Origin of the sequence: Halarchaeum nitratireducens, from assembly GCF_014647155.1 — an archaeon.
Lineage (GTDB): Archaea > Halobacteriota > Halobacteria > Halobacteriales > Halobacteriaceae > Halarchaeum > Halarchaeum nitratireducens.
Window position 1 is genome coordinate 336,711 of sequence record NZ_BMOQ01000002.1, and the last position, 22,421, is coordinate 359,131.

A 22,421-nucleotide genomic window follows, 5' to 3' on the forward strand; every position below is an offset into this window, starting at 1 on the left:
TCACTCCCGCCGGCGCCGCCAGAGGACGAACGCGGCGATGGCCACGACGAGCACGACGCCGCCGATCAGGGCGATCGGGGGGCCGCCGCCGGACGACTGGACGACGGTGACGGGGACCGTGTACGTCTGCGAGACCTCGGTGTCGCCGTCCGGCAGTTCGTACTGGAAGTCGAACGAGACGGGATAGCGTTTTTCGAGCGCGCTCCCGCCGGCGCTCAGGGCGATGGTGAACTCGTCGGTCTCACCGGGCGCGAGCGACGGGACGATGCCCTCGTCGTCGTCGCTTCCGAGCGGGTCCCGAACGAACGCCTTCGCCTCGACGTTCGTCAGCGGTTCGTCGCCGTTGTTCGTCACGCGGACGGTGAGCGCGCGCGATCCGCCCGCTCGGACCGTGTCGTTGGCGACCGTGACGACGAAGCGGTCCCGCTGGGCACCGATCTCCGCGTTCGTCGTCAGGCCGTCGCTCCGCTCCACGTCGCCGCGCTCGGTGCGGTATTCGACGGTGAGGTTGAACTGCTGGACGCTCGCGCTGGCGGCGTCGCTGACGGCGACGGCGTACGCCACGGGCGCACGCTCGCCGGGCGCGAGGTCACCGATGGCGTACTCGGGTGAGTCGACCTGGACGTTCGGGTTGCTGGACGCGAACCGAACGACCGGATCGCGGACGGGGTCGGGGCCGGTGTTGACCACGGTGGCCCGGAGCGTACCGTCCTCGCCGACGCGCAGCGACGCCGAGACGTTCCGGAGGGCGAATCGCTGCTCGTCGCGGGGGTCGACGCCGACGTTCAGCGTCTCCGAGGTGCGCGCGATCCCGTTGTGGTCGGTGTAATCGACCGAGAGGTCGACGGTGTACTCGCGGAGCGCGGCGTCGTCCGCGAGCCCGACCACGTAGTCGATCGTCCGGCGCTCACCGGGCTCCCACGCACCGAGTTGGGCGGTCGAGCTCGCCGACCCGGAGCCGAAGGTCAGTTCGTCGCTCCGCGAGGTCGCCGTCGCGCTCGCCTCGCTCGCCGCGCGGCTCCCGACGTTCTCGACCGTCACGGAGAGCGACCCCGTGGAGCCGATCTGCGCGCTCGTCGAGCGGTTCACGACCGCGAATCGGGCCTGGTCGCGGACCCGGATCGTGACGTACTGCGTCTCCTCGCGCTCGAAGTCGCGGTACTCGGCGCCGTACGTGTCGTAGCTCACGCCGCGCGTGTACGCGTAAGAGAGCGTGACCGGAACGCGATACGTGCCGGGTTCGGCGTCGTCCGAGACGGTGATACCGATCGGGTCGACGGGCGACGTCCCGGTCGGGACGTTCCCGACGCCGACGGTACCGGTGTTCACCTCGATGGGTGCCGAGCCGGCCCGGACGTCGACGGTGAGCCCGCGGGCCGTCGTCACGCGCTGTTCGTACTGGGAGGGACCGCCCTGGTCGACGTCGCCGCGATTCGAGATGCCGAGGCGGAGTTCGGCCTCGGTGCCGGGTTCGAACTCCTTCGTGTTCGTGAAGACGTCGAGTTCGGGTTGGCCGATGACTTGCCCGGAGTTCCCCCCCTGTTGTGCACCGACGGGTGCGACTCCGGCGACACTCGACCCGAGGAGGAGACAGACCAGGAACGCGCCGAGGAGGCCAGTTCGGGGGAAGCGACTCGCCATTTAGGCCACCGCAGACTGACGGTCGACGCCGTCCGTGATCGTCGCTGGCGGGGACTGTGCGTTCATGAGATACGTACACAGGGATCGAGAAGTCGTATGTACTTTGTGGTGACGGAGCCGCCGGCCGGCGACGGTCGGAGCGTCGCGTCGCAGGGACGCCGCGTCGACGCCGAGGAGCCCGGGCGCGACAAAAGAAACGGGGCGGACGGGGGTCTCGATGGAGACGTCGGATGCCGAACGAGTTCGTCGAGTGTCGTCCGATCCGGACGCGTGGATGTCGGCCGGGCCGGCGAGCGGGTGTGGCGGACATCGCGGTCGAACGTTCGAGGGAGCGGTCTCCCCACTCGATGCGAGACCGCACCGCCTCGACGGCCGCCGCGAAGTCGGCGTCGGCGCGCTCGCAGGATTAGGGGAGTCCGACGGTGACGTCGGCCGAAGGGATTCTAAATTAGACGGTACCTAGTCATTCGAAGTGTATAGGGTCGGGGAGTCGCCGTAGTTCCGGCATCGTCCCTGATTTTTCAACCGGCTGAACTTCTGTATTGTTCACGCGTACCGATATCGTTTCCCAATCACTAGGTACGTTTGTGCTACCGGTAAGTCGGGTGACAGAGTCGCACGTCGATCCACCGGTCGACTCATCAGATACGGATTTCCCGCTGAGGTCGGCACTGACCTCGAATCGCAGGACGTACTCGTTTCCGCTTGAATCGATCACTTCTGGTTCGACATCCTCTAATGAACTACACAAGCGGACGTCGAACGTGAGGTCTGCTGACTCTCCGTCACTGACGATATGAACCCACCCGCTAGGAGACGACGCATCGTCACGTGGAAAAGACGCATTCGAACTCTTGGCGTAGACAAGTGCGGTCGTTTCGGTATCCCTCTCTTGCTCCTGCGGGTCCGCCGTGTATCGACTGAGAGGTGCGGTTAGCCCTTGACACCCGGAGAGAACACTGACGCCTGTGGTAGAAACGAGAGCGAGCGTCTCGCGGCGGGAAAGTGGAGGGCTCATTAGGGTGCCATCGGGACTAGTACGGTATAATCGTTCGGTCGATTACGGAGTCTCGCGTGAGAAGGTATCTGTCACGCCTTCACGCAGTGTGTACTGGATTGCTAGCCCCGAATGCGAACGGATGGATCCGGGGCACCTGCTTGCAGTCGAGCATAGATATCGTTTCATACGGTTTATCGACTGTAGTTGGTAATACTGGACAGTATTACCAGCAGGGTTGGCGAAAAATACTTGCCCCGCCGCGGTGAGTGAAGGAGCATGGCGACGATCGCATACACGATCTGGAGCGAGGCGGGCGGGGTGGGGAAGACCACCTTCACCGTCACGCTCGCGGCCGCGCACGCCCGTCACGGGCAGCGCGTGCTCGTCGTGGATCTCGACCCGCAGGACGGCGGGGCGACCCACCACTTCGGCGCGACCGAGGATCGGGCGAATCCCGAGGCGGACAACCTCGTCCGACACATGATCGAGCGGCCGAAGGGCGACTTCGACGACCTCGTGACGACGGTCGCGGACGGGATCGACCTCGTGCCGAGTCACAACATGTTGGAGTCGCTCGAACGCAACCTCCTGCGCGCACAGCGGATGGAGGAGGACATGGGCGAAGAATTCGTCCCCGAGCGTCAGCTCCGGCGCGTCCTGGAGGAGAACGACGTACCCGCGGAGTACGACGTCATCCTGATCGACCCGCCGGCGACGGGCGGCCAGCACGTCTACAACGCGGTGTACGCGGCGTCGAATCTCCTGATTCCGCTGGAGCTCTCGGCGAAGGGCCGCGAGTCGGTGGAGGGGATGCGCGACACCGTCGAGGGGATCGAGTCGGAGCTCAACGACGTGGAGATCGGCGTCCTCGCTGTCGTCCCGAACCGCGTCTCGAACACGAAGAAGCAGGCGGAATACGAGGCCGACCTCGAAGCGCAGGAGTTCCCGGTCGCGCCAGTGGAGATCCGCGAGCGCCGCGCGATGCTGGAGGGCGCGTGGGACGAGCAGGTGACCCCGTACGCGTTCGCCACGGGACGCGACCGGGTCCGCGACCGAGAGCTCGAAACGCTCGAACAGTTCGACGCGCTCGCGCGGTACGTCTCCGAGCAGTTCGGCGTGGAGATCGACGCGGACGACGTCCCGACGGAGGAGCGAGTATGAAACCCGGCGCCAGCGATCCGTTCGCCGACGACGAGGAGACCGAGTCCGCCGCGGAGGCGGAAGCGGCCGAACAGGAGACGGCCGGGAGCGAGACCGTCGACGCCCCGACGAACGCGGAGGCGGCGACGAGCGACTCGTCGGACGCCGACGGGAGCGACGCGTCGACCGAGAGCAGGAACGGGGGGACCGACACGTCCGAGTTCCCGTACATCTACCGTCGGGACAAGGTGAAAGACGAGCGACCGGACGTCCATCAGCTGTTCGTCCGCGACGAGACGGACACGTTGGCGCGCGACGCGGAGCGCGACCTCGAGAAGCTCCTCGGCGAGGACGTCTATAGACTCGACGCGCGCGAGGCGATCTACCTCGCGGGGATGCGCCATCTCGACGAAGCCGCGGACGTCCTTCGGGAGTGGGGATACGACCGGTAGACACGCCGAGACGGGCGGCTGACGCGTCCGTTATCACTTACACGTATAGTTTTGTAAACCGATGACCGATGCTACTATATACGATCTCAGCTTATGCGAGGTATAGATGAGTTCGGACGAACGGTCCTGTGACTGTAAGGTCGGGCGCGTCGCGGACGCGTACGGGCTCGACGACATCGACGGCGAGCTCGCGTCGCTGTGGCGCGGCGAGGACGGGGAGTCGTACAGCCTCCGGGATCTCAAGCAGTACTTCAATCGGCGCGTGCTGGAGGCGGCGCTACGCGCGGCGAACGTCGAGGTGCTCGACGGCGAACTGGAGAACACGTATCGGCTCCTGACGGACGACGACGTGAGCGCGGGGATGCGGACGCAAGCGATCGGCCGACTCGAACGCGACGGCGTCGACGTCGAGGCGGTGCGGCGGGATTTCGTCTCTCACCAATCGATCCACACGCACCTCCGCGAGTGTCTGGACGTCGAGAAGAACCCCGAGCCGGCGGATCGCGTCGCTTCGACGCGGAACACGGTCGGATCGCTGGAGACGCGTACGGAGAAGATCGCCGCGAACAACCTCGAACGACTCGCGGGCGAGGAGGTGGCGATCGACGGCTTCGACGTCATCGTGACGACGCACGTGACCTGCGACGAGTGCGGGCGGCGCCACGAGTTCGGCGACCTCCTCGAAGCCGGCGGCTGTGACTGCCGCCTCGACTCGACCGCCTGAGTCTGCAGTACATATAAGTCGGCGGGCGTCGTACCACGGTGGTATGCAGACGAGCCGAGAGACGGGCACGGGTGTCGACGTGCGCGTGTCCAACATCGGCGGTATCGAAGAGACCGCAGTCAGCCTCACACCCGGCGTGAACGTCCTCGTCGGACGGAACGCGACGAACCGGACGTCGTTCCTGCAGTCGCTCATGGCCGTCGCGGGCAGCGAGCGCGCCACGCTCAAGGGCGACAGCGAGGAGGGACGCGTCGAGGCCGATCTCGACGGAGAGACATTCACGCGCGTGCTGACGCGGCGCGGGGACGGCGTCGACTTCTCCGGCGATCCGATCGTCGACGACGCCGAGGTGGCGGACCTGTTCGCCTTCCTGTTGGAGGACAACGAGGCGCGACGCGCGGTGGCGACGCAGGGCGACCTGCGCGAGCTCGTGATGCGGCCGGTCGACACCGAGGCGATCAACGATCGGATCGACGAACTGGTCGCGGAGCGCGATCGGATCGACGACGAAATCGAGAACGCGGAGGCCGCGGGACGGCGGATCCCCGACTTGGAGGAGCGCCGCGTGGAGCTGCTCGACGAGATCGAGGCGAAACGCGAGGCCCTCGAAGAGAAGCAAGCGGAGATCGACGACGCGGACGCCGACGTCGACGAGTCCCGCGAGGAGCGCGACGAATTGGAAGACGCGCTCGACGACCTCAACGATCGCCGAGCGGAGCTGGACCGGATCGCCTCCCGGCTGGAGAACGAGCGATCCAGCCTCTCGTCGGTGCGGTCGGAGCGCGAGGACGTCGCCGCGACGCTCGAGGAGTTAGAGAGCGTCTCGGAGGAGCGCGCGGACTACCTCGACGAACAGGTGTCGTCGCTTCGCGATCGAAAGCGCGAGCTCGACTCGACGATCACGCAGCTCCAGAGCCTCATCCAGTTCAACGAGGAGATGTTGGAGGGCGAGCACACCGAGGTGCTCCAGTTGCTCGCCGACGACGAGGGCGGAGACGGGTCGAACGCGGTGACGGACGCGCTCCTCGCCGGCGCGGAGAGCGCGGCGGGGCGCTGTTGGACGTGCGGTTCTGAGGTGTCGATGGAAGAGATCGAGGAGACGCTGGACACGCTCCGCGAGCTCGCTCGGGAGAAGCGACAGGAGCGATCGTCGGTGACGACCGAACTCGAGGAGGTCCAGTCGGAACGCAACGAGATCGAGACGCGCGTCGAGCGCCGCGAGGACCTCGAGGCGCGCCTCGAAGAGCTCGGCGAGGAGATCGAGACCCGCGAGGCCAACGTCGAGCGACTCACCGAAAGCCGCGAGGAGGCGGCCGACGCCGTCGAGGACTTGGAGGAGACGGTCGAGGAGCTGGAGGCGGGCCGACACAGCGCCGTGCTCGACCTCCACCGGGAGGCGAACGAACTCCAGTTCGAGTTGAACGACCTGCAGGACGACTTGGAGGACATCGAGTCCGAGATCGCGTCGCTCGAAGCCGAGGTCGATCGGAAGTCGGAGCTGACGGAGAAACGCGAGTCGATCGCGGACGAGCTCGCGGAGCTGCGGACGCGGATCGAGCGACTGGAGGCGGAGGCCGTCGAATCGTTCAACGAGCACATGGAGACGGTGCTCGACGTGCTCGACTACGGGAACGTCTCGCGGGTCTGGATCGAGCGCGCCACCGAGCAGGTCCGCGAGGGGCGCCGCAAGGTCGAGCGGACGGCCTTCCGGCTCCACGTGATCCGGACGGGGGCGGACGGCACGGCGTACGAGGACACGGTCGAGCACCTCTCGGAGTCCGAACGCGAGGTCATCGGGCTCGTCTTCGGACTGGCGGGCTACCTCGTCCACGAGGTGTACGAGGAGTGTCCGTTCATGCTCTTGGACTCGCTGGAGGCCATCGATTCGAGTCGGATCGCGGCGCTCGTCGACTACTTCCACGAGTACGCACCGTACATCGCCGTCGCGCTCCTGCCGGAGGACGCGCAGGCGCTCGACGACGACTACCGGCGCGTGACCGAGATCTGAGGGGGCGCGCCGTTCGACCGCGGATCGGTCGGATTCGAGTCGAGGGGGAGTAGGGAGCCAGGTGGTTCGGTATTCTAGTAATACTGCTCAGAATTACCGAGTGTACTTTCCGTACAGATATTCTGATCAACACTGCCAGATGGGGGTTCCATTCAGGATTGTTGGACGTGTTGTCTGAGTAGACAGAGTGTACAGCCGGTGCGGACGGTTCGCATGAGCCGCCGGGCGGTTCGAACGGTGTCGTCGGTGTCGTCGGAGGGACGAGCCAAGGGGCGAACGACCGAGGAACGGCTGTGCGTGAAAAGGGAGATCGGGATCGTCCCGCGGCGGGGTGATCGGTGAGTCGCGGCCCGGCGAGCGCGGCTCCGCGATACCGTCGACCGCAGCGCGGCGAGGCGACGACGGCGACGCACGGTCCGGGAGGGCGGAAAACAGCACGAACGTTTTCGTGAAGCGGGGGCGAAAGAGCCGCCATGAGCAGTTCGAACGGCGATCTCGACATCTCACCGCGCGACGTGGTCATCATGAAGGTGCGAGTCGAGTATCCGACGGTCTCGACGCGCGAGCTCAGCGATATCCTGAAAAACGAGTACGGGATCGAGCTCTCGCACAACCGCATCAACGAGATCCTCCGCGAGCTCTCCGAGTCGGGCGCGTTCCGCGAGACGATCTTCCCGAACCAGGAGATGTTCCGCCACTACCTCTTCCGGATCGCGTTTCACTACCCGAACTTCGCGGAGGGGTGGGAGTCGTGCTACTGGGACCTCCGGGAGGACCCGCACGTGCTCATGTTCTTCAACGCCGACAGCCGGTATCACTGGCACCTCGTCACGCAGTTCCGCAGCGACGAACAGATGGGACGGTGGGTGCACGAGTTCTTCAAGGAGCACGGCGACTTCCTCGAGGACTTCCACAACACGATGCTCCGGAACGTCCACAAGTTCCAGACGGACGCGGCCATCTTCGACGACATCCTCGTGGAGACGCCGGAGGGGCGCGCGTACCTCGAAGAGCATTACGGGGAGATCGACACGGCCACCGATACGGAGGGCACCGACTAGCGGGATCGAGTACGGACCCCCTGACGGCTCATCGTCTGTCGTAAGAGAAATAGCGTGTTTTCTCGTTCTTCGGTCATTGGATAGCCGATCGTAGGTAGATGCGTAAACACCAAGTGGACCGAAATAGATTGATCAGGAAAGATGAGTGAGGACCAAGTCATCGTCGCGGGCGCGGGGCCGACCGGGATGGTCGCGGCGCTCGGTCTGCAGGCGCGGGGTATCCCCGTCGAGTTGTACGAGGCGGACCCAGAGGACCGCGATCGACCGGGGAGTCGCGCCATCTTCGTCCACGGTGCGACGCTGCGGACGTTGGACGCCCTCCATCCGGACCTCGGCTCGGACCTCGCCGAGCGAGGGATGGTCTGGCCGACCCGACGGACGCTGTTCCGCGGCGAGGAAGTCTTCTTGCGCACGTACGACGACCCACTCGACGCGGATGACGGGCTCCCGCCGTTCACCAGCCTCCCGCAGGTGTGGACGGAGGACGTCCTGCTCGACACGCTCGACGACGTCGGGATCGACATTCACTGGAACACGCCCGTGGAGACCGTCGAATCGCGCCCGGACGGCGTCACGGTCGACACGGGGGACGGCGAGACGCACGAGGCGTCGTACGTCGTGGGTGCGGACGGCGCGGGCTCGACCGTCCGCAAGGAGATCGGGGCGGACTTCGCGGGCGATCAGTCGGAGAACTACTTCATCATCGCGGACATCGAGGAGGTCCCGGACGATCCGCGCCCGCCCGAGCGCGTCTTCCACTACGACGCGCCCGAGCTCGGCGGTCGCAACCTCCTGATCGTCCCGTTCCAGGGCGGCTGGCGCGTCGACATCCAGTGTAAGCCGGACGACGACCCGGACCGGATCACGAGCGACGCGGTCATCTCGGAGTACGCGGCGCGCGCGCTCGGCGAGCGGTACCGCGACCGCGTGGAGTGGGTGTCGGCCTACCAGTTCAAACAGGTCAACGCCGACGCGTACGCCGACGAGCACGCTCGCGTGCTGCTCGCGGGCGAGGCTGCCCACCTCTTCGCGCCGTTCGGGGCGCGCGGGATGAACTCGGGGATCGCGGACGCGGACGCGGTCGCCTCGGCCATCGCGGGCGCGCTCGCCGCGGACGTCGACGCGGTCGCGCGCGCGGAGATCGAGAAGTGCGCCGAGCGCCGCCGGCGCGCCGGCGAGTGGAACAAGGACGCGGCGGCACAAGCGCTCGAATACCTCCAGGGCGAGCGCGTCGTGACGAAGGCGAAAAAGCGCCTCGCGGCGGCGCTCGCGGACTACTACGAGCCCGCGGGCGAGTGGCTCGACGACGCGCCCTACGGGCCACACGGGAGCCCGCCGGTCTCCATCGGCCAGTACTGATCACCGGGAGTCGCGGGCGCGCGACGAGCACGGACCGAGCCGGACCGGTCCCCGTCTCCCGACGGTGTACTTTGATAACGCTAGCGACCACTCTCACGATAACACCATGACGACGCGACAGACGGACGCCGCGCCGCCGGATCCGGCGACGGCATCGGACGCCGACTACGATTACGCGGGCGAGGACGTCGAGCGGCCCGATCTGCTCGACGCGCTCGACCGGCGCGCCGACGGCGAGGTGCGCTTCGATTCGTACTCGCGCGAACTGTACGCGACGGACGCGAGCCCGTACGAGGTGACGCCGATCGGCGTCGTCTTCCCGCGGAACACGGCGGACGTCGCGGCGGTGGTGGAGTACTGCGCGGCCGAGGACGTCCCAGTGCTCCCGCGGGGCGGCGGGACGAGCCTCGCGGGCCAGACGGTGAACGAGGCGGTCGTCCTCGACTTCACGCGCCACATGGACGGCGCGGCGGACGCCGACCCGGAGGCCCGGACGGTGCGCGTCCAGCCCGGCATCACGCTCGCGCGGCTGAACGACGGGCTCTCGGTTTACGACCTGAAGTTCGCGCCCGATCCCGCGGCGGGCGACCGGAGCGTCATCGGCGGCGCGATCGGGAACAACTCGACGGGGTCGCACTCGCTGAAGTACGGCAAGACGGACGCGTACGTCGAGGAGGTCGAGGCAGTCCTCGCGGACGGGAGCGTGACGCGCTTCGGTGAGGTGTCGATCGGCGAGATCCGCGAGCGCGCGGACGCCGAGGGCGACATCGAGGGGCGCATCCACGCGGCCGTCCTCGACGTGCTCGAAACCGAGCGCGCGGAGATCGACGCGCGCTATCCCGAGTTGAAGCGCAACGTCTCCGGCTACAACTTCGACATGCTCGTCGACGAGGCCTACGAGGGAGCGCGGGCCGCGGCGGACGCGGACGCGGGTGCGGATGCGGCCGACGAGGGGGACGCGCTTCCCGACGACGCGACGGTGAACCTCGCGCGCCTGCTCGCGGGGTCGGAGGGGACGCTCGCGATCGTCACGGAAGCGACCGTTTCACTCGAACCCATCCCGGAGACGAAGGCCGTCGCGCTCCTCACCTACGACGAGCTGACGGCGGCGGTCGAGGACGTCACGGAGGTGCTCGAACACGACCCGGCGGCCGTGGAGTTCATCGACGACACGCTGATCGATCTCGCGGGCGACACCTCGGAGTTCCACGACGTCGTCGAGATGCTTCCGGAGGGGACGCGGGCGGCGCTCCTCGTCGAGTTCTACGCCGAGAGCGACGACGAGGGGCGCGAGAAGGTGGACGCGCTCGTCGCCGACCGCGTCGGGACGGCGGCGATGGACGCGATCGAGGCGCACGGGGAGGACGAACGCGGGCGCGTGTGGAAGCTCCGGAAGGCAGGCAACCCGATCCTGCTCTCGCGGACGACGGACGAGAAGCACCTCTCGTTCATCGAGGACTGCGCGGTGCCCGCGGACGTGCTCCCGGAGTACGTCGCGGGCTTCCGGGAGATCCTCGCGGACCACGACACCTTCGGGGCGTTCTACGGCCACGCGGGGCCGGGCGTCCTGCACATCCGTCCGTTGATCACGACGAAGACGGAGGAGGGGCTCGCGGCGTACGAGAGCATCGCGGACGAGGTGACGGACCTCGTCGTCGAACTGGGCGGAAGCGTCTCCGGCGAGCACGGTGACGGGCGCGCGCGCACCCAGTGGAACGAGAAGCTCTACGGGCGCGAGCTCTGGGAGACGTTCCGGGAGCTCAAGACGGCGTACGATCCCGACTGGCTGCTCAATCCGGGACAGGTCTGTGGCTACGACCCGGACGAGACCCTGCCCGAGGGCGTCCCCAAGCGCGCGCGACGCGTCTCGATGACGGAAGACCTGCGCTACGACCCCGACTACGAGTTCGACGCGGACTTCGAACCCGAGCTCGTCTGGGAGAACGACAACGGCTTCGAGGGGATGGTCGAGCTCTGTCACGGCTGTGGCGGCTGTCGGACCGACCAGGACACCGCCGGGGGCGTGATGTGCCCGACGTACCGCGCGAGCGACGAGGAGATTCAGGCGACTCGCGGCCGCGCGAACCTCCTTCGGCAGGCGATGAGCGGCGACCTCCCCGACGAGCAGTTCGACGTCGAGTTCATGCACGAGGTGATGGACCTCTGCATCGGCTGTAAGGGCTGTTCGAACGACTGTCCGAGCGAGGTCGACATGGCGAAGATGAAGGCCGAGGTGACCCACGAGTACCACCAACGCGAGGGCGCGAGCCTGCGCGATCGGATCTTCGCCAACGTGGACACGCTCTCGAAGCTCGGGTCGATGGCCGCGCCGCTCTCGAACCTCGCCGCGAAGATCCCGGGCTCCCGCGCGCTCCTCGAACGGACGCTCGGCATCACGTCGGAGCGTAGCCTCCCGTCCTTCCGTGCGCAGACGCTGCACGACTGGTTCGAGGCGCGCGGCGGCTCGCGGGTGTCGAAAGCGGAGGCGAAACGGCGGGTCGTCTTCTTCGTCGACACCTACACGAACTACAGCCACCCGGCGGTCGGGAAGGCGGCGATCGAGGTCTTGGAGGCCGCGGGCGTCCACGTCGACCTCGCGGAGCGCACGGACAGCGGCCGGCCCGCCCACTCGAAGGGCTTCCTCGACAAGTCGCGCGCGACGGCGTCCGAGAACGTCGCGGAGCTCCACCCGCGCGTCGAGGACGGGTGGGACGTCGTCCTCGTCGAGCCCTCGGACGCCGTGATGGTCCAGCACGACTACCGCGACCTGCTCTCGGGCGAGCGCGTCGAGGCCGTCGCGGAGAACACCTACGGCGTGATGGAGTACCTCGACGCGCACCGGCTCGTCGAGGAGCTCGACACGCGCGACCCCGCGGAGACGCTGACCTACCACGGCCACTGCCACCAGAAGGCCGTGAAGAAGGACCACCACGCGGTCGGCGCGCTCCGGCGGGCGGGCTACGAGGTGGACCCGCTCGATTCGGGCTGTTGTGGAATGGCGGGCTCGTTCGGCTACGAGGCCGAGCACACCTCGATGAGCGACGCGATCGGCGACGTCCTCTTCGAGCAGGTCGCGGAGAGCGACGGTGATCGCGTCGTCGCGCCGGGCGCGTCCTGTCGCACCCAGCTCGGGGACCGCGACGAGGACGCCGAGCGTCCCCCGACGCCGATCGAGATGCTGGCGACCGCGGTCCGCACCGCGTAACGTCCAGAACATCGATTCCCGGCTCGCGTAATTCGTTCGCGCGACGTTGCCGAACGGTCACAAACATTATTGTTCGTGGTAGTCTCCGTCGAGGTATCGATGGGACGAGACACGGACGCGGCGGGGCGACATCGATGAGTCGGATGTGGAACCCGATGCTGGAGACGATGGACCGCGCGGACCTGCGGGCGCTTCAGGTCGATCGATTCCGCGAGCAGGTCCGACACGCCTACGATCACTCGCCGTTCTACCGGCGGAAACTCGACGCGGCAGGGATCGACCCGGACGGCATCCAGACGTTCGAGGACGTGCGGGCGGTGCCGACGACGAAGAAGGGCGAACTGCGCGAGGCGCAGGGCGGCGAGCCCTTCCCGTACGGCGACCTGCTCGCGGCGTCTCCCGAGGGGGTGACGGAGTATCACCAGACGTCGGGGACGACGGGCGAGCCCGTTCGACAGGCCGACTCGTGGAGCGACTGGGAGTGGTGGGGTGACTGTTGGGCGACCGTGCTCTGGGCGCAGGGCATCCGCCCCGACGATCGGGTCTTCTTTCCCTTCTCGTACAACGTCTTCGTCGCCTTCTGGGCGGCGCACTACGCCTGCGAGCGCATCGGCGCCGAGGTCGTGCCGGGCGGGAACCTCTCCTCCGCACAGCGCGTGCGCAAGATGCGCGAGATCGACGTGACGGCGTTCGCCAGCACGCCGACGTACGCGCTTCGGCTGGCGGAGGTCGCCCGCGAGGAGGGGTTCGAGCCGACGGACTTCGCGGTCGACACCGTCGTCTGTGCGGGCGAACCCGGCGCGAGCGTGCCGGGGACGAAAGCGCGCATCGAGGAGGCGTGGGGCGCCGACGTCTACGACCACGCGGGCGCGACAGAAGCGGGCGCGTGGGGGTTCTCCTGTGACGGCGAGAGCGTCGGCCTCCACCTCAACGAGGCCCAGTTCCTGATCGAGGTGCTCGACGAGGACGGGGAGCCCGTCGATCCCGGCGAGACGGGCGAAATCGTCATCACGCCGTTGAACCGAACCGCCCAGCCGTACATCCGCTTCGAGCTGCGCGACGAAATCGGACTGCGCGAGGGCGCGGCCGTCTGCGACTGCGGGCGGACGTTCCGGTTCGCCGAAGGCGGCGTCCTCGGGCGGCTCGACGACCTGACGAAGGTCAACGGCGTCCTGCTCGCGCCGACCGCCATCGAGGACGCCGTCCGCTCCTACGACGGCGTCTCCGACGAGTACGAGGTGATCATCGACGACCACGAGGAGAAGCCGGACCTCGACGTCGTGACCGTCGTCGCCGAGGAGAACCCGGAGACGGACGTCTCGGCCGACGAGGCGAGCGAGGAGCTACGGAAGACGCTCAAACAGACGACGAGCATCACCTGTCGGATCGACGTCGTGCCGTACGAGTCGCTGGAGCGACCCGAGCTGAAGGCCGATCGGCTGGACGACCGACGTGAGAACCATGTCTGAGGACGCACCCGACGATCTGGACGAACTGCGGGCGCTCGTCGCCGACCTCGACGCGTCGGCGGCGGCGCTCCGGGCGTACGGCGAGGCGAACGACGTCCCCGCGATCGAGCGCGGGGCGAAGCGCGTGCAGGGGACGCTCGACTCCGTGAAGCAGAACGTCCCCGGCGCGCTCGTGCGGGACGGAGCCGGTGGGGACGACGACGCCGATCCGAACGGCGAGTCGGGTGAGGGGCATGAACCGGGGCGGTAAAGGCCGAGAGGAGAGGAGAGGAGAGGAGAGGAGAGGGGACAGGTATCTCAGAGTTCGACGCGGAGGCGCGTCTCGCCGTCGGGATCGGTCATCGCCCGAACGTCGCTCACCGTCTCGGGGTCGGCGGCGACGCGCAGGTCGTAGCGGCCGAGGTCGGCGGTCGTCGAGAATTCGCCGGTCGCGTCCGTCGTCCCGCGGACGTCCGTGAACCACTGGTCGAAGACGAGGTCGACGTACGCGTGGTACCCGGGCTTCTTCGACCAGTCCGCGCGGAACAGCGGGGCGTCCCCGCGCCAGTGTTGGTCGTCCCAGTAGCCCCAGAGGCGGAAGCCGGCGCTCGCGGGGTGGCTGTAGACGGTCTTGAGCGTTCGATAGAGGTAGTCGCCGGCCGCGGTCTCGTCCGCGATCCCGGGCGTGTCGAACTCGGAGACGACGAGGTCGATATCGCCGAGGCCGGCGAAGCGATCGAGGCGGGCGTACTGCTCGGCGGGACCGATCGAACCGTCGGGCGTCGTGACGTGCGACTGAAACGCGACTTCGTCGGGTGGCGCCGCTCCGCCGAGGAGGTACGTGACGAGGTCGGCGTACCGATCGCGGTGCTCGGGACGGTCGAGCGTGAGGATGTCGTAGTCGTTGACGGCGAGCGTCGCGTCGGGAGCCGCGTCGCGCGCGATGTCGAACCAGTGGCGCAGCGGCGGTGAGCGCGTCGGCGGGGCGTCCGCGAGCGCGTCCGTGAAGTCGTGGAAGCCGAGCTGTTCGTTCAAGAGCACCCAGTCCTCGACTCCGTGATCGCCGGCATTGTGACCGACCAAGGTGCGGACGTGATCGTCGATGAGCTCCCGCAGTCGATCGATGTCGCCGTTCTCGTAAGCGGACCAGACCTCGTCGGGGAGGACGTCCTTCTCGTGGTTCTGCCAGACGACGGGCGCGCCGGCGACGGCAACGTCGTTCGCGCGCAGGAACGTGATGACGCCGTGCGTTCGCTGGTGGCCGTCGGGCGCCGTCCACTGACGCCACTTGTAGGCGTTCTCGAAGACCGCCTCGTTGAACAGCCGGGAGACCCAGCGGCGGTACGGGCCGTCCGGATCGCTCGACCAGTGGCGCGCGACGTTGTACGCCGTCGAGAAGTCGTAGGCGTGTCGGCGGAGTCGGAGCCTGACGTCGGCGTCGGGGACCGGATCGCCGTCCCGACTGACCGCGACCGTCACGTCGCCGCGGCGGTGACGGTCGATGCGCCGGTCGGCCGCTCGCTCCCACTCGGGCGGGGCGTCGGCGCGCTCCCAGTCGCCCTCCGGCACCGGCTCGAACGCCGAGTCGTCGACGGCGGTCGTGTCCGTACGCGACGTGCTCGTCTCGGCGTCGTCGACGTTCGCGCACCCGGCGAGCGGGGCCAGTGCGGCGGCGAGGAAGTGCCGACGGTCCATACGGGGACGTGGCGACTTGCGACGTATAAATCATGCACCGGGCTCACTGGCCAATGGGTGCGGCCCGCCACCGCAATGTATATCGTCGCTGTCGGGGCGAGCGCGACTGCCGGCGCGGCGGGATTGAGCGGACCATCGGACGCCATGGCCGGCTTCTCGTGGCCCCTTCCTGCTACCCAAGCGTCGTATTCAGAACCACAGAAACAGATATAAGTAGGTGATACTACCACGTGATTGCAATGATCGCTGACCAATTTGAAACGTTTCTGTTCGACCTCGATGGCGTCGTCCACCTCGGCGATGAAGCGCTCCCGCACGCCGTTGACAGCGTAAATCGGCTCTACGAGCGAGAAAAGCGAATCCGGTTTCTCACGAACGATCCACGACCGACGCGGGAGACGGTCGCGTCGCGTCTTCGCGAGCTCGGAATCAGGGTGGACGAAGGGGAGATAGTAACGGCGGCTTGGGCGGCTGCAGTTCACCTTCGTCGTGAAGGAGTCGCCACGGCGGCGGCGGTAGGAAGCGAAGGGTTGCAGACGGAGCTCCGTCAGCAGGGAATCACAGTCACAGATGAGTCGCCGGACGCCGTCGTTGTTGGAGCTGATGAACAAACAACGTATGCAGACATCAGACGGGCAACGAGGCACATCGATCGAGGGGCACAGTTCATCGGGACGAGTCCGGACGGTGCATTTCCGACCCCTGACGGTCCCGCACCTGGGGCAGGGGCCATCGTTCGCGCGGTCGAAACAGCGACGGGGACATCGCCTACCGTCGTCGGCAAGCCCGAGCCGCTGATGTTTGAGGCGGCCCTCGAAGGACTCCCCGTCGGCCAGAATGGAGTCGTCATCGGCGATAATCCGGCAACGGATATCCGCGGCGCACATCGCGCGGGCCTCACGGGAGTTCTCGTCGCAGATGAAACACCAGTAGCAGCCTCGGCCCGAGATTTCGCTCACCCCGACGCAGTGATTCGATCGCTTGCGGGGTTGTTCTCACGGACAGCGACTCCCTGGAAAAGCCCCGACTACTCGTGGCCAGAGGACATCCGACCGGGGGTCGGTGCGGTCGTCCTGAATGAGTCCGGAGAGGTGTTGCTGTTAAAGCGGGCCGACAGAGAACGATGGGCACTCCCGACGGGGACGGTCGAACGGGGTGAAGCAGTCGTGGAGGCGATCTCGCGAGAGGTGCGAGAGGAGACCGGTCTTCGAGTCACGGTCGACCGACTAACGGGGGTGTATTCCCACCCGAAGCAGCAGGTGTTCTCGTATCCGTCCGGAGAGACGGTCCATTTCGTGACGAACTGCTTTCTATGTAGCGTCGACGGCGGTACGCTCGAAGCAGATCGAGATGAGGCACTCGACGTCGGATTCTTCGACACGGACCGACACCCGGGGGGAATACTACCGATGCACCCACGATGGATCACTGACGCAGTCGAGGGGACTACCGTTACGATCGCATAGGAGTCGGTATCGATCGGGTGGAGACGTACGTGAGATCCCATGGTCAGCACCCTTTCGTGACCTCGAAATGTGGGTCTCGAAGCGCCTCGTCTGCCAGATCGCCCACTCTTCCCCGGACTTGAATCGGACGTTCGCCTCGTCGCCGAACCGTGGTTCCAGCGGGGCGAACACGGAGGCGCCGAATCAGTCGTCCACGTACCGCTGTACGATCAGCGTTTGGAGAGCACGCAGATCAGTTCCCGCACACCGAATCAGTCGATCGCGAATCACGTCTCTGCGGTGATCCCGCGGTAGTCCCACCCCCACGCTCGCGGATCCCGATATATCGCATGTGCCGATACCGAGCCGCCCCCCGGCACCCGGCAGACCCCTCCCGCGAACCTATTTGTCGCTCCCGTCGAAAGCGTCGGCCGATGACCGTCGTGTCGGCCCGCGTCCGGTCGGTCTGGCGGGACGCCGTCTCGCTCGGCTGGCCGATCGCGCTCCAACAGACGCTGAACACGCTGATGCGGACCGTCGACGTCCTGATCACGGGCTTTTTCTCCCCGGCAGCGGTGGCGGCGATCGGTCTCGCGGACCTCTACTCGCGCGTCCCGCTCCGCGTCGGGATGGGGCTGGGGAGCGGCGCGATCGCCATCTCGAGTCAGGAGACCGGGCGGGCGTCGAGCGCGACGCGGGATCGCGCCATCGCTCAGGCCCTGCTCGTCGGCGCGCTCGCCGGCCTCCCGATCGCCGTCGTGGGCGTGCTCGGAAGCGAGTTCCTGATCGACGCGCTCGGGGCCGAGCGTGGGGTCGTTCTGCTCGGCGGTCAGTATCTGGCGGTCGTGCTGGCGGCCGCGCCGTTCCGGATCACGGGGTTCGTCGGCGCGCGCGCCCTACAGGGGATCGGCGACACCCGCACCCCGATGCTCGTCAACGGCGCGGCGACGGGGCTCAACATCCTGCTCTCGGTCGCGCTGGGGCTCGGGGTCGGGCCCGCGCCGCGCCTCGGTATCGTCGGCGTCGGGATCGCGACGGCGGCGAGTCGCGTGGTCGAGGCCACGCTCCTCATCGGCGCGATCCGGAGTCCGCGCACGGCGGTATCGCTCGCGCGGCCCCGCGATATCGTCGTGACCCGACAGCTCCTCGCGGTGAGCACCCCGGACGTCGCGGGCGGCCTGAGCACCGAGGTCGCCAACTTCCCGTTCAACGCGCTCCTCCTCCTGTTCGGCACCGAGGCGACCGCGGCCTACCACATCGCCAATCGGCTCTATCAACAGCTCACCGCGCCGCTCTTCCGGGCGTTCCGGACGGTGTCGAGCATCCGCGTTGGACAGGCGCTCGGCGCCGGGGACCGCGACGAGGCGCGATACGTCGCCGGCGCGGTCTGCGCGCTCAGTCTGCTGACGCTCGGGGCAGCGGGCACGGGGCTGTTCGTCGGTGCGGAGCCGCTGGTCGGGCTGTTCACGGACGACGCCGCGACGATCGATGATGCGGTCGCGTTCACCCGGGCGTTCGCCGTCGCCATGGCCTGCATCGGCGTCTACTTCCCGCTCGCCGGGGCACTGAAGGGCGCGGGGGACACCCGGACGCCGTTCTACGGCGGCCTCGTTGGTGCGTACGGCTTTCTGCTCGGATCGTCCTACGTCCTCGCGGTCACGCTCGGCTTCGGGATCGTCGGGGTCTGCGTCGGAATCGTTCTCTCGTGGGCCGCCCGAGCCGCGATCGTCGGCGCCGGCGTCCTACGGGGCGATTGGGCCGGGCTGGCCGCCCAGCTGATCGAGGAGCGGGCGGCGCTCGACGAGAGCGAGTGACGCAGCCAATATCGAGGAGGAAAGCAGCGGTAATCGCCGCGAGCAATGGGCGACGGGTGAGTTAGATCGCACCCATGTTCTGCTGCTTGCGCATGAGGTAGAGGAAGTACGGTCCGCCGACGATGCCGGTGACGATCCCGACGGGGATCTGCGTCGGGCTGAGCGCGAGGCGCGCGCCGACATCGGCGACGACCATCAGCGCGGGACCGGCGAACAGACATCCGATGACGAGCTGCCGGTAGTCGCTCCCGACGATGTTGCGCACCATGTGCGGGACGATGAGGCCGACGAAGCCGACGATACCGGCGGCGGCGATGCTCGCGGCCGCGGCCAGCACCGCGACGCCGGAGAGCGCGAAGCGGATCTTCTCGACGTCCATCCCGAGGGAGCGGGCGGTCTCCTCGCCGAGCAACAGGACGTTGAGCTGGCGGGCGCTGATCAGCGCGAGTCCCATGGCGACGATCGTCCACGGGAGCACCATCCGCACCTGCGCCCAGTCCGTCCCGGTCAGCGACCCGGTCGTCCACGAGATCGCGGACTGGACGACGCCGAGGTCGTCCGCAAAGAAGAACACGCCGGTCTGGAGCGAGCTGAAGACGGTCCCGACGATGACGCCGGCGAGCACGAGCCTGACGGGGCTCGTGCCGTTCTTCCACGCGATGACGTAGACGATGAGGAACGCGACGATGCCCCCGAGCGCGGCGATGACCGGGAGGAGCGAGGAGATCCCGAGCACGAGCGTCCCGAAGACGTACGGGATCGCGATCGTGACGCCCGAGAACACGACGAGCACGAGCAGGATCGTCAGCCCCGCGCCCGACGAGACGCCGAGGATGTACGGGCTGGCGAGTTCGTTGCGCGTGACGGCCTGAAAGATCGCGCCCGAGACCGCGAGGTTCATCCCGACGAACGCCGCGACGAACACCCGCGGGAGGCGGATGTTCCAGACGATGAGGCTCGCGCGGGACATCTCGGGGACCGGCGACCCGAAGACGAACGCCTCCCACGCGTCGAGGCTGAAGAGCACGTTGGGGTTGAAGACCGCCTGCCAGGCCTGCACGAGCGTCATCGTGTACGATCCGAAGCTCACCTGCACGAGCCCGCCTGCGACGATCGCGAGCGTGCTCGCGAGACAGAGCGTGAACAGCGCGCTGTAATCGTCGACGACGCGCCGGAGGCGCCCGGGGCGTTCGGCGTCGTGCGAGGCTCCCGCCACGCTCAGTCACCCCCGTCGTCGCGCGCCGCCTCGATCTCGCGGGCGGCGTCGAGGATGTACTCGTCGTCGACGTGATCGAGGAGGCGGCGCTGTCCGCGCTCCGCGGCGGCCTCGATCTCGTCGGCCGTGCGATAGGCGTCGAAGCGGCGGTCGATCTCCCGCTCGCGCAGTTCGACCACGCGCTCGTCGTCGAGGTCGACGTCGTCCGGGGCGCGCTCCGCGAACCACTCGCGCCAGCGCTCGCGCGTCGTCCACTCGCCGCTGCGCGAGGCCTCGCGGCGCACCCAGTCGTAGTGATCGGCGACGGCGGCCGGGTAGCCGCGCTCGCGCCGGACGTCGGCGATGAGCGCCCGGGCGGTGCGCGCGCCCTGACCGGCGGCCATGATCGCCTGCGCGTCCGCCGTGCTCGTCGGCGACGCGACGTAGACGCCGTCGATCGGCGTGCGGCCGTCTTCGTCGGGGTACTCCCGATCGAAGTGCTCGTGGGTCTCGCCGTCGCGTTCGTGGGTCTCGAAGAGCGCGTCCGCGTCGTCGAGGCCCCGGAGATAGTCGCCGTCGTAGCGCGTCGCCGCGACGACGCGGCGCGCCGTGACGGTCCCGCCGTCCGCCGTCGTGAGCGCGAATCCCGAACCGTGGGGCTCGACCGACTCGACGAGCGCGTCGCGGCGTTCCGCGCCCGCGGTGTCGAGGTGGTCGTGCATCAGGTCATAGAAGGTCTCGATGTCGACGCCCGCGGGGAAACCGAGGTAGTTTTCGAGGTACGCACAGCGCTGTATCGAGGCGTTCCCGCGGTCGAAGACGAGCGTGTCGAGGCCGTACCGGGCGGTGAAGACGGCGGCGGAAGAGCCGGCGGGGCCGCCGCCGACGATCACGACGTCGTACGCGAGCGCGTCGGTGCCAGCGTCGGCGTCGCGCTCGCCCTCGTCGTTCGACACGGGTCAGACACCTCCGTCGCCGGTGACGATGGTGGCGGCGCGCTCGCCGCCGTACGTGGGGTAATCGCGTCGGGTCGGTCCGTCCGTTCGGCTCTCGCTCTCAGTCATCGTCGGAACTCCCCGTTGATGACGTCGGCGACGCGCTGGCGGTCGAAGAACTGCTCGCTCTCCGGGAGCTCGGGGTACGGCCCCTCGACGTACTCCGGCCACTCGCCGAAGACGTCCGGGTAGAGCTGCTTCGCCGTCATCTCCAGCTGGAAGAGATCGAGGACGGGACCCTGGTAGCGACCGCCCTGCGGGTAGATACGGCCGTTCTCGACGGCGGGGATCGTCGCGCCGACGGGGTCGTCTTCGAGCGACGAGCGGATCTCCGCCATGTCGTAGGTCGGATGGAGGCCGCCGAAGACGAGGATGACGTCCGGGTTCGCCTCCGCGAGCGACTCCATGTCCACCCGCGATCCGGACTGTACGCCGTCGCCGAACGCGTCCACCGGCTCGAACGGGCGGACGTGCGCGGTGAGGAAGCCGGGCGTGTCGACGTTGTAGACGTAGGGCGCGGCGGGGTCGCTGAACCCGCCCATGACGATGCTCGGGCGCTCCGCTTCCGCTGGGAGGGGCGACTCGACGCGGTCGAGCACGTCGTCGTGGATCGCGGCGAGCGCGTCGTACTTGTCCTCGTCCGCGAAGACCTGCGCGACCTTCTCGAACTGCTCCCAGAGCGTGTAGTACTCGTACGCGTCGGCGTAGGCCTCCGGTGGCTCGGCGTGGTCGTCGCTGAGCGTGTTCCCGAACCACGGCCCGACGTTGTCGCGGATCTCCGCGATGTCCGCGACGTCCCAGTCGTCGAGCGCGACGACGCTCGCGGGGTCGGCGAGGTGGACGTCGCTGTCGAGTTCGTAGAGTTTCTCCTTCGAGGTGGTCCACGAGGAGTAGCGGCCGGTCCAGTCGAGTTCGACGCCGGGGAGGCGCGGCGTGAACTGGTTCCAGAGCGCGTCGTAGTAGTCGGGCGCGTGCAGCGCGTTCACGTCGTCTCCGCGCCCGAGCGCGAACGCCATGCCCGCGAGGTGGGTGAGCCGCGTGAAGATCGTCTCGGGGACGGCCTCGAAGGTCACGTCGCCCATCGGGGCCATCGACACCGTGTACGGGGCGTCCGCCGTCGCGGTCGTCTCGTCGGTGGTCGTACTCGTCGCACTCGTCGTGGCCGTCGATCCGTCGCCGCCGCCCGTACAGCCGGCGAGCAGACCGCCGCCGACGAGCGCGCCGCCGGACGTCAGGTAG

Annotated in this window: 16 protein-coding genes; 11 read left to right on the forward strand and 5 right to left on the reverse strand. The window is 67.9% G+C overall.

Annotated elements, in window-relative coordinates; all coding sequences use genetic code 11:
• Positions 1 to 1,641 carry a COG1361 S-layer family protein gene (locus tag IEX91_RS03970; RefSeq protein WP_229772778.1) on the reverse strand — a complete coding sequence of 547 codons (1,641 nt, stop codon included), beginning with the start codon at positions 1,639 to 1,641 and terminating at the stop codon, positions 1 to 3.
• 1,276 nt (positions 1,642 to 2,917) lie between these two features.
• On the opposite strand from IEX91_RS03970, the gene IEX91_RS03975 reads away from it, so the two are divergent.
• From IEX91_RS03975 to IEX91_RS04015, 9 genes are all read left to right on the forward strand, one after another.
• Positions 2,918 to 3,802: a ParA family protein gene (locus tag IEX91_RS03975; RefSeq protein WP_188877236.1), complete on the forward strand. Its 885-nt coding sequence runs from the start codon at positions 2,918 to 2,920 to the stop codon at positions 3,800 to 3,802.
• Positions 3,799 to 4,233, forward strand: a complete 435-nt coding sequence (locus IEX91_RS03980) for a hypothetical protein (RefSeq protein ID WP_188877239.1) — start codon at positions 3,799 to 3,801, stop codon at positions 4,231 to 4,233. Before IEX91_RS03975 ends, IEX91_RS03980 begins: the two co-directional genes overlap by 4 nt.
• 106 nt (positions 4,234 to 4,339) lie before the next feature.
• The gene (rdfA, locus tag IEX91_RS03985; protein WP_188877240.1) at positions 4,340 to 4,957 is read left to right on the forward strand and encodes a rod-determining factor RdfA; all 618 of its coding nucleotides are present in this window, start codon (positions 4,340 to 4,342) and stop codon (positions 4,955 to 4,957) included.
• A gap of 43 nt (positions 4,958 to 5,000) precedes the next feature.
• Positions 5,001 to 6,965 carry an archaea-specific SMC-related protein gene (locus tag IEX91_RS03990; RefSeq protein WP_188877241.1) on the forward strand — a complete coding sequence of 655 codons (1,965 nt, stop codon included), beginning with the start codon at positions 5,001 to 5,003 and terminating at the stop codon, positions 6,963 to 6,965.
• A gap of 473 nt (positions 6,966 to 7,438) precedes the next feature.
• Positions 7,439 to 8,026, forward strand: a complete 588-nt coding sequence (locus tag IEX91_RS03995) for a helix-turn-helix domain-containing protein (RefSeq protein ID WP_188877242.1) — start codon at positions 7,439 to 7,441, stop codon at positions 8,024 to 8,026.
• A 141-nt stretch (positions 8,027 to 8,167) separates the two neighbouring features.
• Complete coding sequence (locus IEX91_RS04000; RefSeq protein WP_188877243.1) at positions 8,168 to 9,385, forward strand: FAD-dependent monooxygenase; 1,218 nt, start codon at positions 8,168 to 8,170, stop codon at positions 9,383 to 9,385.
• 106 nt (positions 9,386 to 9,491) lie between these two features.
• Positions 9,492 to 12,590 carry an FAD-binding and (Fe-S)-binding domain-containing protein gene (locus tag IEX91_RS04005; RefSeq protein WP_188877245.1) on the forward strand — a complete coding sequence of 1,033 codons (3,099 nt, stop codon included), beginning with the start codon at positions 9,492 to 9,494 and terminating at the stop codon, positions 12,588 to 12,590.
• Between the two features lie 134 nt (positions 12,591 to 12,724).
• Positions 12,725 to 14,059 (forward strand): phenylacetate--CoA ligase family protein, encoded by a 1,335-nt coding sequence (locus IEX91_RS04010; RefSeq protein ID WP_229772779.1) that lies wholly within the window; start codon positions 12,725 to 12,727, stop codon positions 14,057 to 14,059.
• Positions 14,052 to 14,309: a hypothetical protein gene (locus IEX91_RS04015; RefSeq protein WP_188877246.1), complete on the forward strand. Its 258-nt coding sequence runs from the start codon at positions 14,052 to 14,054 to the stop codon at positions 14,307 to 14,309. The genes IEX91_RS04010 and IEX91_RS04015 overlap by 8 nt, the downstream gene beginning before the upstream one ends.
• A 47-nt stretch (positions 14,310 to 14,356) precedes the next feature.
• On the opposite strand, the gene IEX91_RS04020 is transcribed toward IEX91_RS04015, so the two are convergent.
• Positions 14,357 to 15,733 (reverse strand): endo-1,4-beta-xylanase, encoded by a 1,377-nt coding sequence (locus IEX91_RS04020; protein ID WP_188877247.1) that lies wholly within the window; start codon positions 15,731 to 15,733, stop codon positions 14,357 to 14,359.
• 239 nt (positions 15,734 to 15,972) lie between these two features.
• Here IEX91_RS04020 and IEX91_RS04025 point away from each other — a divergent pair, with 239 nt between their 5' ends.
• Both IEX91_RS04025 and IEX91_RS04030 read left to right on the forward strand, forming a co-directional pair.
• Complete coding sequence (locus IEX91_RS04025) at positions 15,973 to 17,199, forward strand: HAD-IIA family hydrolase (RefSeq protein WP_188877249.1); 1,227 nt, start codon at positions 15,973 to 15,975, stop codon at positions 17,197 to 17,199.
• Positions 17,200 to 17,612: 413 nt separating this feature from the next.
• Positions 17,613 to 18,992 carry an MATE family efflux transporter gene (locus IEX91_RS04030; RefSeq protein WP_188877250.1) on the forward strand — a complete coding sequence of 460 codons (1,380 nt, stop codon included), beginning with the start codon at positions 17,613 to 17,615 and terminating at the stop codon, positions 18,990 to 18,992.
• Between the two features lie 61 nt (positions 18,993 to 19,053).
• On the opposite strand, the gene IEX91_RS04035 is transcribed toward IEX91_RS04030, so the two are convergent.
• The 3 genes from IEX91_RS04035 to IEX91_RS04045 all read right to left on the reverse strand — a co-directional run bounded on the left by IEX91_RS04035 (position 19,054) and on the right by IEX91_RS04045 (position 22,417).
• Positions 19,054 to 20,139 (reverse strand): FecCD family ABC transporter permease, encoded by a 1,086-nt coding sequence (locus IEX91_RS04035; protein ID WP_229772789.1) that lies wholly within the window; start codon positions 20,137 to 20,139, stop codon positions 19,054 to 19,056.
• Between the two features lie 71 nt (positions 20,140 to 20,210).
• On the reverse strand, positions 20,211 to 21,143 hold the full coding sequence (locus IEX91_RS04040; protein ID WP_188877251.1) for an NAD(P)/FAD-dependent oxidoreductase: 933 nt from the start codon (positions 21,141 to 21,143) through the stop codon (positions 20,211 to 20,213).
• Positions 21,144 to 21,247: 104 nt separating this feature from the next.
• Positions 21,248 to 22,417 carry an ABC transporter substrate-binding protein gene (locus IEX91_RS04045; RefSeq protein ID WP_188877363.1) on the reverse strand — a complete coding sequence of 390 codons (1,170 nt, stop codon included), beginning with the start codon at positions 22,415 to 22,417 and terminating at the stop codon, positions 21,248 to 21,250.
• Positions 22,418 to 22,421 lie beyond the last annotated feature (4 nt).